The organism is Methylobacterium terricola, assembly GCF_006151805.1.
In the GTDB taxonomy this organism is placed as follows: domain Bacteria; phylum Pseudomonadota; class Alphaproteobacteria; order Rhizobiales; family Beijerinckiaceae; genus Methylobacterium; species Methylobacterium terricola.
Map to the genome: position 1 here is coordinate 1 of NZ_VDDA01000014.1, position 17,344 is coordinate 17,344.

Below are 17,344 nucleotides of genomic sequence, written 5' to 3' on the forward strand. Positions count from 1 at the left end.
TCCGTCAGGTCACTCGGATAGCGACGGCCGTCGTCCTTGTAGAGATCGCGATCCGCCTGCGTCCACATCGGCTCCTCCTGCCAACGACAACGCGCGACTGGCTCAATCAGTCAAACAGGCTCTGAGTTAGATGTCTGTTTGCAGAAGCGAGCGACACTGGCCATGATTGCGTCAGCGGACTTGGTCCAGACGAACGGCTTGGGATGGGCGTTGGTCTCGGCAATGTAGTCGCAGATTGCCGTCTCCAGATCCTCTGTGCTGGTGAATGCCCCACGCTCCAGCCGACGCCGGCTCAGCACCGAGAACCAGCACTCCACCAAGTTGAGCCATGACGCGCTCGTCGGTGTGAAATGAAGATGAAACCGAGGATGCTGAACCAGCCAATCGTGCACCACCGTTGTCTTGTGCGTCTTCAGGTTGTCGAGAACCAGATGCACCTCCAGATCCGGGGCAACGGATTGCTCGACCTGATCCAAGAAAGTGCGAAACTCAGCGCTGCGATGGTGGCTCGCACACCGGCCGATGATCGTGCCGGCCTTGACGTCGAGGGCGGCGAACAGGTCGAGCGTACCATGCCGACGATCGTCGTGAGTGGTCCGTTGGACTTGACCCGGCCGGAGCGGGTGGGCCGGCGCCGGACCTTGCACGGCTTGGATCTGGGGCTTCTCATCGACGCACAGCACCAGAGCGCGGTCGGGCGGATCCAGGTAGAGGCCGACCACGTCGCGAACCTTCTCGATGCAGGCGGGATCGGACGAGAGCGTGAAGGTCTCGGTCCGATGCGGTTGCCGACCGAAGGCGCGCCAGATGCGCGAGACCGCGCTCTGGCTCAGCCCGCTCCGCTGCGCCATCGCGCGGGTGCTCCAGTGCGTGGCTTGGCGCGGAGCTTCGTCCAGGGTGAGGGTGGCGAGACGCTCGACCGCGTCGTCGTCGATACGGCGAGGGGCGCCGGACCGCGGCGCGTCAACCAACCCCTCGAGCCGGCGGGCGGCGAAGCGACCGCGCCAGAGGGCCACCGTCTGGCGGCTGACACCGAGCGCCATCGCTACGCCGAGGTTGGTGGCACCCGGTTCGGCGCAGGCCAGGATGATGCGCAGGCGCTGGCCCAGCGCCTGCCCGGTCCCGTGTCGGCGCAGCAGGCGCTGACCCTCACCCTGCTCCTGCTCGCTCAGAGCGAGGGCGACTGCCTTGAGACCACGCGACGTGGCGGACCTCCATTAGGAAGTGCCCAACAATCCGCTCATCCTACAAAACTGTCAAACCTCGGCTAACTCAGATCACTAGATGGTTGCGCATCGCCTGCAAATGCCTCTCGTGCGCGGCTTCTGCGGTGCTGCGCTCGGGTACACCGGCTCTGGTCTCCTCCAGCAGCTCGATGTGCATCAGCGAGGCGAGATGGCCACGGTGGACCACGATCGTTTGCTGTTCCAGCAAGAGATTGTCGTCGTTCGGGTCCAGCGTCGCTGCCGTCCAGAACGGGCAGCCCCTCAGAAAGAGGCTCCGTGCCAGGCCTCGAATGGCGGATTCCGGCTCTCGGGGACGTGACCCACGAGGGATGGATCCAAGCAAGTCATTTATGGGGGATAATACCGTCGCACTTAAGCACTGACGCGTGTGATGGATGGGAGGTTTGCCAGGGATCGGGTGCAGCGGCTTCCGGCGCACCGCATTGACGCGAACCAGGACCGCCGTGTGTCATGAAGCGACGGCTCGGTCGACGTCGAGCAGGACGCGGGATCGTGCCGGCGTCAACGCGCGTGAAGTTAACCCGCGTGAACGCGCGCCCGCCGGAATCCGGGATGCTGGGCGGGCCATGCGCCTCCGGCTCTCGACCGAGGACCGCCGACGAGCGGCCGCGGTCCGCCGCGCATGCGCCACAACCGTGCTTCGGGAGCAGGCTCATGCTGGTGCGACGCAACGGGAGTCGCCAGGACGCGAGCGGATCGGGGGCGGCGCGTCCGGGTGCCGTACCGCAGGACGGGAGGCCCGCCCTCGACCGCCGGAGCTTCCTCCGCCGCTCCGGCCTGACGGTCGGCGGGCTCGCGGGCCTCGGCTCGTTGCGGCTCGGCGCCGTACGCCGGGCCGAGGCCGCCGGCTCCTCGGCGAACCCCGCCGAGACGGTGATCCGCAAGAACATCTGCACCCATTGCTCGGTCGGCTGCACCGTCACGGCCGAGGTGATGAACGGCGTCTGGGTCGGCCAGGAGCCGTCCTGGGAGAGCCCGATCAACCGCGGGGCGCATTGCGCCAAGGGCGCGGCGATCCGCGAGCTCGTCACCAGCGAGCGGCGCCTGAAATACCCGTTGAAGCTCGAGAACGGCGAGTGGCGGCGACTCTCCTGGGAGCAGGCGATCGAGGAGGTCGGGACCAAGCTCCTCGCCATCCGGGCCGAGTCGGGCGCGGATTCGGTCTACTGGCTCGGCTCGGCCAAGTATACCAACGAGGCGGCCTACCTGCTGCGCAAGTTCGCGGCGTTCTGGGGTACCAACAACGTCGATCATCAGGCCCGCATCTGCCACTCGACCACGGTGGCCGGCGTCGCCAACACCTGGGGCTACGGCGCCCAGACCAACTCCTACAACGACATCCGCAACGCCAAGACGATGATCATCATGGGCGGCAACCCGGCCGAGGCCCATCCGATCTCGATGCAGCACATCCTCTCGGGCAAGGAGATCAACCGGGCGAACCTGATCGTCATCGATCCGCGCTTCACCCGCACGGCGGCGCATGCGACCGAGTACATCCGCCTGCGCTCGGGCACCGACATCCCGGTGATCTGGGGCATGCTGTGGCACATCTTCCAGAACGGCTGGGAGGACAAGGCCTTCATCGATCAGCGCGTCTACGGCATGGAGGACGTGCGCAAGGAAGTGGCGAAGTGGAACCCCGACGAGGTCGAGCGGGTCTCCGGCGTGCCGGGGGCGCAGTTGCGCCACGTCGCCGAGCTGTTCGCCAAGGAGAAGCCCGCCACCCTGATCTGGTGCATGGGCGCGACCCAGCACACCGTCGGCACCGCCAACGTGCGGGCCTTCTGCATCCTGTGCCTCGCGACCGGCAATGTCGGCAAGCCGGGGACGGGGGCCAACATCTTCCGCGGCCACACCAACGTCCAGGGCGCCACCGATATGGGGCTCGATGTGACGAGCCTGCCGCTCTATTACGGCCTCGTCGAGGGCGGCTGGCGGCATTGGGCCCGGGTCTGGGACGTCGGTTACGACTGGCTGCAATCGCGCTTCGACGAGGTGCCGGCCAGCGCCGGCCGCAAGGCCCGCACGCGCAAGGAGAACATGGAGACCCCCGGGCTCACCTCGACCCGGTGGTTCGATGCCGTGACCCTGCCGGGCGACCAGGTCGACCAGCGCAGCCGGTTGCGCGCCATGATGATCTCGGGCCACGGCGGCAACACCGTGACGCGCCTGCCGGAAGCCCTCGACGGGCTCACCACGCTCGACCTCCTGGTGGTGGCCGATCCCCATCCCACCACCTTCGCGGCGCTGAACGCCCGCCGCGACAACACCTACCTCCTGCCGATCTGCACCTCGCTGGAGATGGACGGCTGCCGCACCGCCTCGAACCGCTCGCTGCAATGGGGCGAGCAGATCGTGAAGCCGGCCTTCGAATCCAAGACCGACTACGAGTTCCTGTACCTGCTGGCGCGCAAGCTCGGCTTCGCGGACGCCCTGTTCAAGGGCATCACGATCGAGAACACCGTGCCGCGGGCGGAGGACATCCTGCGGGAGATCAACCGCGGCGGCTGGTCGACGGGTTATTGCGGCCAGAGCCCGGAGCGGCTCAAAGCCCATATCCGCAACCAGCACGTCTTCGACATCGTGACCTTGCGCGCGCCGAAGGACGCGCCCGAGGTCGGCGGCGATTATTACGGCCTGCCCTGGCCGTGCTGGGGCAAGCCGGAGATCCGGCATCCCGGCAGCGCCATCTTGTACAACACCGCGCTCCACGTGAAGGATGGCGGCGGCACCTTCCGGGCCCGGTTCGGCACCGAGCGCAACGGGCGGACGCTGCTCGCCGAGGATTCGTTCTCGCTCGGCTCCGACCTGACCGACGGCTATCCCGAGTTCAGCATGGCGGTCCTGCGCAAGCTCGGCTGGGACAAGGACCTGACGGCGGAGGAACAGGCGGTCATCGCGCAGGTCGGTGGCACCGCCGTCGACGCGGTGAACTGGGCGACCGACCTGTCGGGCGGCATCCAGCGGGTCTGCCTCGACCACGGCGTCGCGCATTACGGCAACGGCAAGGCCCGGGCCAATGCCTGGAACCTGCCCGACCCGGTGCCGGTCCACCGCGAGCCGATCTACACGCCCCGGCCCGACCTGGTGGCGCAATACCCGACCCGGCCGGACGAGCGGCAGTTCCGCATACCGAATGTCGGCTTCTCGGTGCAGCAGGCGGCGGTGGAGCGCGGCATCGCCCGCGACTTCCCGATCATCCTGACCTCCGGCCGCCTCGTCGAGTACGAGGGCGGCGGCGAGGAGACCCGGTCGAATCCGTGGCTCGCCGAGCTGCAGCAGGACATGTTCGTCGAGGTCAACACCCAGGATGCCGCCGAGCGCGGCATCGAGGACGGCCAGTTCGTCTGGGTCTACGGCCCGGAGAACGCCGCCAGGACCAAGGTCAAGGCGCTCGTCACCGACCGGGTCGCCAGGGGCGTCGCCTTCATGCCGTTCCACTATTCGGGCTGGTACCAGGGCCGCGACATGCGCGCGTATTACCCGCGCGGCACCGACCCGGTGGTGCTCGGCGAGAGCGTCAACACCGTGACCACCTACGGCTTCGACCCGGTCACCGGCATGCAGGAGACGAAGGCGACGTTGTGCCAGATCCGGGCGGCGTAACGTAAGTCGGCGCGGGCGCTCCTCGCGCATCCGCTCCGCGCAGCCCCTCCCCCGCGACGGGAAGCCGAAAGTTTCGGATTAAACGCGGTGCTCGCGCGTTGACTCAGCGACGCCGTCGCGCCGAGGAGACCCTGTGAGCATCGGACTGATCGCCCTGCTGGACGACGTCGCCGCCCTCGCCAAGACGGCGGCGGCCTCCCTCGACGACATCGCCGGGCAGGCGGCCAGGGCCGGCGCGAAGGCGGCCGGCGTCGTCATCGACGATGCCGCGGTCACGCCGCGCTACGTCGTCGGCTTCGCGGCCGAGCGCGAGCTGCCGATCGTCGCCCGGATCGCCACGGGCTCGCTGCGCAACAAGCTCCTGTTCCTGCTGCCGGGCGCGCTCGCGCTCAGCGCCCTCGCGCCCTGGGCGATCACGCCGCTGCTGATGCTGGGCGGAGCCTATCTCTGCTACGAGGGCGCCGAGAAGGTCTACGAGGCCGTCTTTCCCCACAAGGCCCATGCCCACGAGGACGAGTTGCAGGCCGGCGCGGGCGACGCCCGGGCGGTCGAGGATCGCCGCGTCGCGAGCGCCATCAAGACCGACTTCATCCTCTCCGCCGAGATCATGGCGATCACCCTGGCCGCCATCCCGGAGGGGAGCTTCTGGATGCGGGCGATCATCCTGGCGATCGTGGCCGTGGGCATCACCGTGGCGGTCTACGGCGCCGTCGCGCTGATCGTGAAGGCCGACGATGCCGGCCTCGCCATGGCCGGGAGCACATCGCCTCCCCCGTTCGGGAGCCTCGTCCGCGGCATCGGGCGAGGCGTGGTCAAGGGCATGCCCGGGCTCCTCGCCGTGCTCGCGGTCGTCGGCACGGCGGCGATGATCTGGGTCGGCGGCGGCATCCTGGTCCATGGCCTGGAGGGCTACGGCCTGTCGGGGCCGGCCCACGCGATCCACGATGCGGCCGCGGGCCTCGCGGCGCGGCTGCCGGCGGGGCGCGGCCTGGTCGAGTGGCTGGTCACCGCCACGGCCTCGGGGCTCGTCGGCCTGATCGTCGGAGGTCTCCTGATCCCGCTCACGAGCAACGTTCTGGTGCCGGCGTGGCAGAGCCTCAGGCGGTGGCGGCCTCGCGCGGCGTGAGGCTCCGCCATGCGGCACTCTCCGACAGGCGCTCGACATCCTCGGCCGATTCGGCCGCCAGCCATTCGGCGATCGCGGCGACGACCGTATCGAGCGGGCGCGCCTTCGGCGCCAGCAGGGTGTGGAACCGGCCCGTGCCCAGCCGCCAGTCGGAGGCCGGCACCAGCGTCCCGGCGATCAGGGCGCTGGCGACGACGCTGACCCAGCCGAGCGCGATGCCCTCGCCGTTCAGCGCCGCCTGCAGGATGATCGCGTAGTCGGAGAATTCGTGCCAGATCCCGGGCGCACCCTTGCCCGGAGCGCCCTTGCCCGGACCGCCCTTGCCCGACCCCGCGCCCCAGAGCTTCGGCGAATGCTCGCTGAGATGCAGGAAGGCGTGCCCCTCCCGCGCGCCCTCGACCCAGGGGCCCCGCGTCCGGTGGTAGGCCGGGCTGCAGACCGGCAGGATGATCTCGGGGGCGAGATCCCAGCGATGGTACTGGCCGTCATCGGGCAGGATCCGCGTCGCCAGGTCGACGGTGTCGGGGATCGCCCGCAGGATGCCCGGAATGAGGTCGAACCGCAGGTCGACCTCCGGGAAGGTGGCGTTGAACCGGCCCAGGCGCGGCAGGAGCCAGTGCGCGACGAAGGAGCCGGAGAGCGACAGGGTGACGACCTGGCGTGACGGCCGTGTCCGCGCCCGGATCCGCAGGAGCGCCTCGCCGATCCGCTCGAGACCGTCATGCACCGCCCCGTGGAGGTCGCGGCCGTCGCCGGTGAGGGTCAGGCCGCTCGCCCGCCGCTCGAACAGGGTGACGCCGAGCGCGGCTTCGAGCTGGGCGATGTTCCGGCTCACCGAGGGCTGGCTGATGTTGAACTCGGCCGCGGCCGCCGTGAAGCTGCCCCGCCGCGCCGCCGCCTCGAAGATCAGGAGCCCCCGCGCGGAGGGAACGAGGCGGGAGAAGCCGTCCATACGCTGAGCGTATGGGCCGGGCCACGCCTTTTCAAGCTGGTGCGTCCCGGGGCGATCCCCGAAGCTGTCGGCACGACCCGCGGCCGGCCGGCGACGACCCGCCTCGCCCGAGCCTCACGACGAGCGGTGACGATGCACGAGACGGACGCGCCCTCCCCTGCCCCGCACGGCGACCCGCTGCTGGCGCCGTTCCGGCTCGGGCGGCTCCGGCTCCGCAACCGCATCGTCAGCACCAGCCACGCCTCGATGCTCGACGATGGCGGGATCCCGGGCGAGCGCTACCAGCGCTACCACGAGGTCAAGGCGCAGGGCGGCCTCGCGATGACGATGGTCGGCGGCTCGGCGATGGCCTCGCCCGATTCGAGCTGGGGCGGCGGCCAGCTCAACCTGTCGAGCGACGCCGTGATCCCGCATCTCGGCGCGCTGGCGGCGCGGATCCACCGGCACGGCGCGGCCGTGCTGTGCCAGGTCTCGCATCTCGGCCGCCGGGCGACGGCCTTCGGCGCCGATTGGCTGCCGGTCCTGGCGCCGTCGCGGATCCGCGAGACCCGAAACCGCAACTTCCCGAAGGAGATGGACCACGCCGACATCGCCCGCATCATTGCCGATTACGCGGCGGCGGCACGGCGCTGCGCGGAAGCGGGCCTCGACGGCGTCGAGACGGTCACCGGCGGCCACCTGATCGGCCAGTTCCTCTCCCCCCGCACCAACACCCGGACCGACGCCTATGGCGGATCGCTTGCGAACCGCGCCCGGTTCGGCCTGATGGTGCACCAGGCCATCCGGGCGGCGGTCGGGCCCGACTTCGTGGTGGGCATCCGGTTCGTCATCGACGAGGGCGTCGCCGACGGGTTGAGCTTCGCGGAGGCCGTCGAGGCGGCGCGCCTCTACGAGCGCGAGGGCGGCCTCGACTACATCAACTGCATCTACGGCCGGATGGATTCGGACCTCGTCCTGACCGAGGACAACATGCCGGGGATGTTCCAGCCGAGCGCGCCGTTCCTCGACCGGGTGGGGCAGTTCCGGCGCGAGACCACGCTGCCGCTGATCCACGCCGCCGGCATCCGCGATGTCGCCACCGCGCGGCACGTCATCCGCGCGGGCATCGTCGATCTCGTCGGGATGACGCGGGCGCACATCGCCGATCCGGACATCGTCGCCAGGATCGTCCGGGGCGAGGAGGAGCGGATCCGCCCCTGCGTCGGGGCCTCGTACTGCCTCTACAAGAAGGTCAATTGCATCCACAACCCGGCGAGCGGCCGCGAGACGGTGCTCGCGCACCATATCGAGCGGGCCGAACGGGCCCTGAAGGTCGTGGTCGTCGGCGGCGGGCCGGGCGGGCTCGAGGCGGCGCGGGTGGCCGCGGAGCGCGGGCACCGGGTCGTGCTGATCGAGGCCGGCGCCCGGCTCGGCGGCCAGATCCTGATCGCCGCCTCCGCCGCGGAGCGGCGCGACCTGATCGGCATCGTCGACTGGCGCGTCGGCGAACTGGCGCGGCTCGGCGTCGAGACGCGCCTCGACACGTTCGCGGAAGCCGGCGACGTCCTCGCCGAGGCGCCCGACGCGGTGATCGTCGCGACGGGCGGGGTGCCGGACCTCGACTGGCTCGACGGCGCCGAGCTGTGCGACAGCGTCTGGGACGTGCTGACCGGGTCCGTCCCGGGCAAGGACGAGGTGCTGGTCTATGACGGCACCGGCCGGCAGGCGGCCCTCTCCTGCGCGCTGCGTCTCGCGGGCGAAGGCAAGACGGTCACGGTGGCGACGCCGGACGACGCGCTGGCACTGGAGATGCCCTATGCGGACCGCACCGGCTTTCGCAAGCAGGTCGCGCAACGCGGCATCCGCTCCATCGTCGATGCGCGCCTGACCCGGGTCGTGCGCGCCGGCAACCGGCTCGTGGCGGTTTTCAGCAACGAGTATGGCGGGCACGAGATTCGCATGGAGACCGCGCAGGTGATCGTCGAGCACGGCACGGTTCCGATGGACGACCTCTACGGCAGCCTGCGCGGCCGATCCGCCAATGACGGCGTGACGCGCCTCGAGACGCTGATGCGGGGCGGGGACGTCCCTCCCCCGGCCGATGGCGGCTTCGTGCTCCACCGCATCGGCGACGCGGTGTCGAGCCGCGACATCCACTCGGCGATCCACGACGCCTATCGCATCTGCTCGGGGCTCTGACCTCCGGGGGACTTCCACGACACGTCGCTGCGGCACCGGCCGAGAGGGCTCACCATGACCGATTCCCTCGTGACCAACTGGACCCGCTCGGACGAGGCGCGCATCGAGGAGGCCATCCGCCGCGGCGCCTCGCGCCGCGACCTCTTGCGCGGGCTGGCTTTGTCCGGCGTCGCGCTCGGTGCCGGCGGGGCGATCCTCGGCCGGGCCGGGGCGGCCGTCGCCCAGACGCCGCGCTCGGGCGGCGCCCTGCGCGCGGCGGGCTGGTCGTCCTCCACCGCCGACACCCTCGATCCGGCGAAGGCGTCGCATTCGGCCGATTACGCGCGCTGCTGCGCCTTCTACAACCGCCTGACGGTGCTGGACGGCAAGGGCAACGTCCAGATGGAACTCGCCGAGAGCATCGAGAGCCGGGACGCCAAGACCTGGACATTGCGCCTGCGCAAGGGCGTCACCTTCCACGACGGCAAGGGCTTGAACGCCGCCGACGTGATCTACTCGCTCCAGCGCCACACCGACCCGCAGGTCGGCTCCAAGGTGAACGCGCTGGCCAAGCAGATGACCGGGTTTCGCGCGCTCGACGACCGCACCGTCGAGATCACGCTGGCGAACCCCAACGCCGATCTGCCGACGATCCTCGCCATGCATCATTTCATGATCGTGGCCGACGGCACGACGACTTTCGCCAAGGCGAACGGCACCGGCGCCTTCACCTGCGACGTGTTCGAGCCCGGCATACGCTCGGTCGGGCTGAAGAACCGGAACTACTGGAAGCCGGGCGCGCCACACCTCGATTCGTTCGAGTTCATCGCCATCTCGGACAACACCGCGCGGGTGAATGCGCTGCTCGCCGGCGACATCCAGCTGGCGGGTGCCATCGATCCGCGCTCGATCCGCTTCGTCGAGAGCCGGCCCGGGGTCGCCATCACGAAGAGCAACGCGGGCAACTACACCAATCTCGGCATGCGCCTCGACATGGCGCCGGGCGACAAGGCCGGTTTCGTCGAGGCCATGAAGCTCCTGATGAACCGCGAGATGATCCAGAAATCGGCCTTGCGGGGCCTCGCCGAGATCGCCAACGACCAGCCGGTTCCGCCCTCGAACAAGTACTTCAACCCGGAGGTCAAGCCGCGCCCCTTCGACCCCGAGAAGGCGAAGGCGCTCCTCGCCAAGGCCGGCCTCGCCGGCCAGACCATCCCGGTCGTCGCCTCCGACGCGGCGGCCTCCTCGGTCGACATGGCGGTGATGCTGCAGCAGGCGGCCGCCACGGCCGGGCTCACGCTCGACCTCCAGCGCATGCCCGCGGACGGCTACTGGTCGAATTACTGGCTGAAATCACCGATCTGCTTCGGCAACGTCAACCCGCGGCCGACGCCCGACATCCTGTTCTCGCTGTTCTATGCCTCGTCGGCGCCCTGGAACGAGACCCGCTACAAGTCCGAGAGGTTCGACCGCCTGCTCGTCGAGGCCCGCGGCCTGCTCGACGAGGGCAAGCGGACGCAGATCTACGGCGAGATGCAGGCGATGGTCGCGAACGAGGCCGGCAGCGGCATCCCGGTCTTCATCTCGAACGTCGATGCCCATGCGAGCAAGCTCAAGGGCCTGGGAACGAACCCGCTCGGCGCGATGATGGGCTTTGCCTTCGCCGAGCATGTCTGGCTGGAGGCCTGACCCGCGCTACGGGCTCGCCGCCGGCGCGAGAACCGGCAGCACGGCGTCGCTCGGCGCCACCCAGCCGAAGATGCCGCCCTGCGCGACGATCATCGCGAGGCCGGCCTCGTGGAAGGCCGGGATGTAGGAGCCGCAGGCATCCGACACGACGAGGCAGCGATAGCCGCGGTCGTTGGCCTCGCGCACCGTCGTATGGACGCAGACCTCGGTGGTGACCCCGCAGACGATCAGGCTGGCGATGCCCTTGTCCGCCAGCTGCGCCCCGAGATCGGTGGCGTAGAACGCCCCCTTGCCGGGCTTGTCGATCACGATCTCGCCCGGGGCCGGCGCGAGGTCGCGGACGATGCCGTGCCCGGCCTCGCCGCGGATCAGGATGCGGCCCATCGGGCCGGGCGCGCCGATCCGGGCGCTCGGCGCGCCGCGGGCGACCTTGGCGGGCGGCGCGTCGGAGAGGTCGGGCAAGTGGCCCTCGCGGGTGTGGACGATCATGAGGCCGGCGCTCCTCGCCGCCGCCAACAGCGCCCGGCAGGGCGGCACGGCTGCGGCGAGCAGCGACACGTCGTTGCCGAGACTCTCGCCGAAGCCGCCGGGCTCGAGGAAGTCGCGCTGCATGTCGATGATGACGAGCGCCGTCGCGTCGAGATCGAGCGTCAGCGGGCCGGGCTCGGCGGGAACGGTGGCGATGCGCGGCATGGCTCCCTCGGGGCATTTCGCTTCCATCATGCCGGCGGGCGCGCCGATGCGCACCCCCATTCGGCGCACGCCGCGATGCGACGTTCGTGCAGGATGCCCGTCGGAATTGACCCTGGATACCACGATATGGAGCAACCTCGCGACATGACCTAGAGGATATTCCGGCGAACCGGAGGCTGGATCGCCATCGAAAATACAGTAAAATCAATCGGATGATCAATGACCTAGGTGTGCGGCGATCAGATTGTGATATAGAGGCAGCACAACCAGCCGACGGCATGGCCAAGATTGGCATATCGGTTGCTAAGACCGCGGCGATTGTCGCAGAGGAAGCAGCCCATGTTCGCCAGGATTCTCACCGCGGCCGTTCTCGGGCTCGCCGCGCTGGCTCCGGCCGGCGCGGCCGATATCCCGAAGGAGAAGGCGCCGGTCACGGCGCCCCCGCCGGCTGACGGGCCGTTCTTCGTGTTCTCGGACACGCAGATCAGCTACCGCTACCAGTTCCCGGCCGTGACGCCCGGGATTCAGATCCTGCAAGCGGACGGGACCTTCCGCAGCCGCGAGGCTCCCAAGCAAATCCTCAACATCGCGCATGCGGATGCCTGGGCTTACGGCACGAACTTCTTCTCGCTTGATATCCTGAAGTCCGGCTCGCAATTTCCCGCCGGCACCACCAACCCGCCCGGCAGCGTCGCGGCACCGTATTTCGCCGATTACGGCAACACCGAAGCCTACGGCCTCTATCGCGGCACGCTGAGCCTCAACGCACTCACCAACAGCAAGGCCTTCGCTGTCGCCGGCCTGGTCAAGGATCTGTCGCTCTCCTTCGGCTTCGACGCCAACTCGCAGAACGATGCCTTCGGCTCGAAGAAGCGCGACGTCGTCGGCGGCCTGAACGTCTCCTTCGACGTACCGGCCGGCTTCCTCAACCTCTCGGCCCATGCCTACAAGGAGTGGAACCGCAACGGTTTCAACACGCAGCCCGATCGCGACCAGAGCTTCAACACCGTCCCGGAATTCGAGATCGTCTACAACTTCCCGCTGGCCTTCACCGGCTTGCCGCTCAGCATCGCCGGCTTCAACAACATCGTCCTGCCCAAGGGCCGCGGCATCAGCCGGGATCTCTCCGCCTACGCGTTCAACCCGCCACGCGGGGTGGAATTCCTCTCGCGCACCAACCTGGTGCTCGATGTCGGCAAGCTCGTCTACAATCAGCCCAACAAGGTCGACGTGTTCATCGGATTTCAGTATTGGCTGAACAAATTCGGCAACGTCGAGACGGCCACCTTCAAGGGGACCGAGGAAAAAAGCTTCCTGGCCGGCGTCTCGTTCCACGTGTTCTGATAGTCACGGCCGCCAACGACGACATTTGGCTCCATCCTCGAATTTTTGCCAGGTCCAAAGTCGAGGATGTCCGGACACGATGCCGAAGTCCGACGCGGATTCTCGCCTTGCGTGATCTCGGGCCTGCCCGAGATCGAGCCGATGCGCCAGAATCCTGGGGCCACCGGCATGACAAGCGCGTTCCCGTCGGCCGTCGCTTCCGGATCGGTGGCGCGTGCAACGCGGCCCTAGAGGATCGGCGTCCTAGCGACGGACGGGTGACGGGACCGGACGTTCGACGGGGAGACGCGTCTCGTCCACGGCGATGGCCCGGTTGGGCGGGACCGGCACGACGTCTCCGCTGCGGATCGCTTCCGCTTCGTTCCGCGGACCCGCAATGCCCTCGGTGCCGCCGGGGGCCGTGGCGGGGTCGCTCCCGGCTGGCGCACCGACCGACTGGGCGAGGGCCGGCGCGGCGGGAACGACGGCGGCGAGAACGGCCAGAACAGGGAAGATGCGGCGCGACATGACGATGTCCGGAGTGGGTGTCGAGGTTCGACACGAAGAACATCCCAGTCGGAGACCGGTTCCGCGCCAAGTCGCCCGCCCGCACGAGCGCGTGCGTCTCCACACATGATCGCGCTCCGCCATCAACGCCGCGCCGGATGTGCCGAAAATTCCGGCAACTCCGAGCAACTTACTGATAAGTCGTGATATTTATCGTCCCTTCGGCAGACCTAGACGTGGGGCCGGACGCTGAAGGCCGTGAAATTGAATCATTTCTGTGCGGCACCTGCCGATTGATAGGCCAATCTCGCACAACATATCTGCATCCAGGCGGGGCGTCACGGCGACGCCCGACAGCAACTGGAAGTGTCCGAATGTCCGCTTATCTGCCCCGCAAGGCCTTGCTGCCCATCACGGCCCTCCTCGTCGGGCTGTCCGGAACGGCCGCGCTCGCACAGAGCTACACCGCGCCGGCCGGGATCCCACCCGTCCTCGCGCCCGGAGGCCTCGAGGGCCGTGCGGCGGTGCCGAACATCGTCGCCTCGCAGGGCCGCGCCCGCTCTCTTGCGGCGCGCCGGGCGGACGATCTGGTGACCGGGTCGCTGCGCGGGCCGCACCACGTCCGCCGAGTTCCGCCGCGCCGGTGAGCCAGGCCGCCGCGGGGACGACGGCTTCGCGCGTGCCTCGGAACCGTGCAGGCTGGCCGAGAAAAGAGGCTTCTCACCTTGCGGCACAGAGCGCAATCCGGCGTCAGCCGTGCTGAAATTCCCAGCTTCGCCACGGCGTGACGGACGCCTAGACTTCGCTTCGCTGGAGTTTTCCGCCAGTGGAGCGCGAAGCTGTGACGAAGACTGATCTCACCCGGCGGCACCTTCTCGGCGGCGCGGCTGCCCTCGGCCTCGCCGGCCTGCCCGGACGGGTGCGGGCCGCCGGCCCCCTGACGGTCGGGTTCGTCTATGTCGGGCCGAAGGACGACTACGGCTACAACCAGGCCCATGCGGTCGCCGCCAAGGCGCTCAAGGGCCTGGCGGGCGTCGAGGTGGTCGAGGAGGAGCGCGTCCCCGAGACCAACGCCGTCGAGAAGACCATGGAGAGCATGATCAACCTCGACGGCGCGGGCCTGCTGTTCCCGACCTCGTTCGGCTACTTCAACCCCTTCGTGATCGCCGCGGCGAAAAAGTACCCGAAGGTGCAGTTCCGGCATTGTGGCGGGCTGTGGACCGAGAAAGATCCGAAGAATGCCGGCTCCTATTTCGGATACATCGCGCAAGGACAGTATCTGAACGGGATCGTCGCCGGCCACACGACCAAGTCGAAGAAGATCGGGTTCGTGGCGGCGAAGCCGATCCCGCAGGTCCTCAACAACGTCAACGCCTTCCTGCTCGGTGCGCAGAGCGTCGACCCCGCCATCACCTGCCAGGTGATCTTCACCGGTGAATGGTCGCTGGCCGTCAAGGAGGCTGAGGCAACCAACGCGCTCATCGACGGCGGCGCCGACGTGATCACCTGCCATGTCGACAGCCCAAAGGTGACGGTCGAGACCGCCGCACGTCGCGGCGCCTTCGTGTGCGGCTACCACGTCGACCAGTCGCCGCTGGCGCCCCAGAAGTACCTCACCGGAGCCGAATGGGACTGGCTGCCGATCTACAAGGGCTTCGTCGCCGACGTGCAGGCCGGGCGCAGCCCGCCGAACTTCCTGCGCGGCGGCCTCGCCGACGGCTTCGTCAAGATGAGCGCCTACGGTCCGGCGGTGAGCGACGGGGCGCGCCGCAACGCCGACGCGGTCAAGGCCGAGATGATGAAGGGCGGCTACGAGATCATCAAGGGCCCGCTCAAGGACAATGCCGGCAAGGAGGTGATCGCCGCCGGCAAGGGCCTGCCCGAGAAGGCGCTCGAGCTCGAGAGCACGAACTACCTCGTCGCCGGCGTGAGAGGGGCGGTGTGACCCCCGATCCCGGAGGTCCCGCTATGGTCGCCGATACCGCCGCATCGCGCATAGCGGTCGTCCCCCGGCGGCCCTCGGCCGCGGTCCAGGTGATGGCCTGGCTCGCCCGTCGGACCGAGGCGGTGGCGATTCCCCTCGGTGCCGTGCTGGTCGGCCTCGCGCTGTTCAGCCTGTTCCTCCTCGCCCTCGGCAAGTCGCCTGCCGCACTCGTCGATCTCGTCTGGCGCGGCGGCTTCAGCTCGGCCTTCGCGTTGCAGAACAGCCTGCAGCGCGCCGCCCCCTTGCTGTTCGCGGCGCTCTGCGTCGCCCTGCCCGCCCGGCTCGGGCTCGTGGTGATCGGCGGCGAGGGCGCGATCATGCTCGGGGGCCTCGCGGCCGCGGTGGTCGCGCCACCGCTCTCGGCCGCGCCGGCTCCCCTGGTCGTCGGTGCGATGGCGCTCGCCGCGCTGCTGGCGGGGGCGGTCTGGATCGGCGCGGTCGGGGCGCTCAAGGCCTATCGCGGCGTCGACGCGACGATCGCCAGCCTGCTGATGTCCTACATCGCGATCGCGATCGCCAACCACCTGATCGAGGGCCCGCTGCGCGATCCGACGAGCCTCAACAAGCCCTCGACCCTGCCGGTCGGTGACGCCAACATGCTGGGGCCGATGCCGGGCCTCGGCGTGCATTGGGGCCTCGGCGCCGGCGTGCTGGCCTGCTGTCTCGCCTGGCTGCTGATGGAGCGCACGACGCTGGGCTTCTCCGCCCGGATCGCCGGCGGCAACGTGCGGGCGGCGCAGATCCAGGGCCTGCCCGTCCGGCGCCTGATCGTCGGCTTCACGGCGCTCGGCGGCGCCTGCGCGGCGCTGGCCGGCTTCTTCGAGGTCGCGGCGGTGCAGGGCAATGCCAACGCGACGCTCGCCGCCGGCTACGGCTTCACCGGCATCCTGGTGGCGTTCCTCGCCCGCCACAACCCGCTGGCGATCCCGCCGGTGGCGCTGGCGCTCGGGGGGCTCGAAGCGTCGAGCGGGCTGATCCAGCGCCGGATGCAGCTCCCCGACGCGACGATCCTGGTGCTCGAAGGCCTGCTGTTCCTCTGCCTCCTCGTCGGCGAGACGGCCTACGGGCGCTTCAAGATCTTCAGCCCGCATCTCTGGGCGTCCAAGAAGGAGGCCGCCGCGTGAGCCAGGATCTCGGCCTCTGGACGGTGCCGCTCGCGGTGATCGGCGGCGCGATCCGCGTCTCGACCCCGTTCCTGTTCGTCAGCCTCGGCGAGACCATCACCGAGCGCGCCGGCCGGATCAACCTCGGCTTGGAGGGCACCCTGGTCTTCGGCGCGATGGCGGCCTACGCCACCGCCGTCGTGACCGGCTCGCCGTGGGCCGGCGTCGCGGCGGCGGGCGCGGCCGGCGCGGGGTTCGGCCTGCTGCACGGGCTGATCTGCTCGCTGCCGCGAGTCAACGACGTCGCGGTCGGCATCGCCCTGATGCTGTTCGGGATCGGCCTCGCCTTCTTCCTCGGCAAGCCGTTCATCCAGCCCTCGGCCCCTCCCCTGCCGGCGATCCCGTTCGGGTTCTGGTCGGATCTGCCACAGGTCCAGGCGGCGCTGCGGGTCAACGTGCTGTTCCTCGTCGGCGCCGCCTTGAGCGTCGCCCTGTGGTGGGCGTTCCGCCACACCAAGGCCGGCCTGGTGGTCCGGGTCGTCGGCGACAGCGCCGAGGCGGCCCGGGCGATGGGCTACTCGGTCACGCGGGTGCGGGTGCTCGCCACCATGGCCGGGGGCGTGCTCGCCGGCATCGGCGGCGCCTACCTGTCGCTGTACTATCCGGGCTCGTGGAACGAGGGCATCTCGTCGGGCCAGGGCCTGATGGCGGTGGCGCTCGTCATCTTCGCCCGCTGGAATCCGCTGGCCTGCTTCGGCGCGGCGCTCCTGTTCGGCGGCGCCGGGGCGCTCGGCCCCGCCCTGCAATCGGTCGGCGTCTCGTCGGGCTACTACCTGTTCTACGCAGCACCCTACGTCCTCACCCTCGGGCTCCTCGTCGCCACCTCCTCGCCCGACCGGGCGCTGGCGGGCGCGCCGGGCGAGCTCGGCCTGTCGCGTTGAGTTTTGGAGGAGC

13 protein-coding genes are annotated in these 17,344 nt (G+C 69.4%); 9 read left to right on the top strand and 4 right to left on the bottom strand.

All coding sequences use genetic code 11. The features are described 5' to 3' along the window. Positions 1–110: 110 nt before the first annotated feature. Complete coding sequence (locus FF100_RS24005; protein WP_139038297.1) at positions 111–1,172, bottom strand: IS630 family transposase; 1,062 nt, start codon at positions 1,170–1,172, stop codon at positions 111–113. 100 nt (positions 1,173–1,272) lie between these two features. Continuing rightward, positions 1,273–1,434, bottom strand: coding sequence for a hypothetical protein (locus FF100_RS37260; RefSeq protein WP_171070308.1), 162 nt, complete (start codon positions 1,432–1,434; stop codon positions 1,273–1,275). A gap of 467 nt (positions 1,435–1,901) precedes the next feature. Here FF100_RS37260 and FF100_RS24010 point away from each other — a divergent pair, with 467 nt between their 5' ends. Next, complete coding sequence (locus FF100_RS24010; RefSeq protein ID WP_139038298.1) at positions 1,902–4,856, top strand: formate dehydrogenase subunit alpha; 2,955 nt, start codon at positions 1,902–1,904, stop codon at positions 4,854–4,856. A 133-nt stretch (positions 4,857–4,989) separates the two neighbouring features. Continuing rightward, on the top strand, positions 4,990–5,982 hold the full coding sequence (locus tag FF100_RS24015) for a DUF808 domain-containing protein (protein WP_139038299.1): 993 nt from the start codon (positions 4,990–4,992) through the stop codon (positions 5,980–5,982). Here FF100_RS24015 and FF100_RS24020 read toward each other — a convergent pair. Beyond that, the gene (locus FF100_RS24020; RefSeq protein WP_139038300.1) at positions 5,954–6,934 is read right to left on the bottom strand and encodes a LysR family transcriptional regulator; all 981 of its coding nucleotides are present in this window, start codon (positions 6,932–6,934) and stop codon (positions 5,954–5,956) included. The genes FF100_RS24015 and FF100_RS24020 overlap by 29 nt on opposite strands. A gap of 132 nt (positions 6,935–7,066) precedes the next feature. Between FF100_RS24020 and FF100_RS24025 the strand changes: the two genes are divergently transcribed. Together FF100_RS24025 and FF100_RS24030 are read left to right on the top strand one after the other, a co-directional pair. Beyond that, positions 7,067–9,112 (top strand): oxidoreductase, encoded by a 2,046-nt coding sequence (locus FF100_RS24025; protein ID WP_139038301.1) that lies wholly within the window; start codon positions 7,067–7,069, stop codon positions 9,110–9,112. Positions 9,113–9,166: 54 nt separating this feature from the next. Then, positions 9,167–10,780 carry an ABC transporter substrate-binding protein gene (locus FF100_RS24030; RefSeq protein WP_139038302.1) on the top strand — a complete coding sequence of 538 codons (1,614 nt, stop codon included), beginning with the start codon at positions 9,167–9,169 and terminating at the stop codon, positions 10,778–10,780. A 6-nt stretch (positions 10,781–10,786) separates the two neighbouring features. Here the strand turns inward: FF100_RS24030 and FF100_RS24035 are convergent, their stop codons facing one another. After that, a complete protein-coding gene (locus tag FF100_RS24035) occupies positions 10,787–11,473 on the bottom strand; it encodes a cysteine hydrolase family protein (RefSeq protein ID WP_139038303.1) in 687 nt (228 codons plus the stop codon). Between the two features lie 339 nt (positions 11,474–11,812). Between FF100_RS24035 and FF100_RS24040 the strand changes: the two genes are divergently transcribed. The 5 genes from FF100_RS24040 (at position 11,813) to FF100_RS24065 (ending at position 17,331) form a co-directional block, all read left to right on the top strand. Further along, the gene (locus tag FF100_RS24040) at positions 11,813–12,817 is read left to right on the top strand and encodes a hypothetical protein (protein ID WP_139038304.1); all 1,005 of its coding nucleotides are present in this window, start codon (positions 11,813–11,815) and stop codon (positions 12,815–12,817) included. Between the two features lie 860 nt (positions 12,818–13,677). Continuing rightward, positions 13,678–13,950: a hypothetical protein gene (locus FF100_RS24050; RefSeq protein WP_139038305.1), complete on the top strand. Its 273-nt coding sequence runs from the start codon at positions 13,678–13,680 to the stop codon at positions 13,948–13,950. Positions 13,951–14,144: 194 nt separating this feature from the next. Beyond that, the gene (locus FF100_RS24055) at positions 14,145–15,248 is read left to right on the top strand and encodes a BMP family ABC transporter substrate-binding protein (RefSeq protein ID WP_139038306.1); all 1,104 of its coding nucleotides are present in this window, start codon (positions 14,145–14,147) and stop codon (positions 15,246–15,248) included. A 23-nt stretch (positions 15,249–15,271) separates the two neighbouring features. Then, positions 15,272–16,411 (top strand): ABC transporter permease, encoded by a 1,140-nt coding sequence (locus tag FF100_RS24060; protein ID WP_139038307.1) that lies wholly within the window; start codon positions 15,272–15,274, stop codon positions 16,409–16,411. Continuing rightward, on the top strand, positions 16,408–17,331 hold the full coding sequence (locus tag FF100_RS24065) for an ABC transporter permease (RefSeq protein ID WP_139038308.1): 924 nt from the start codon (positions 16,408–16,410) through the stop codon (positions 17,329–17,331). Before FF100_RS24060 ends, FF100_RS24065 begins: the two co-directional genes overlap by 4 nt. The last annotated feature ends 13 nt before the right edge of the window (positions 17,332–17,344 follow it).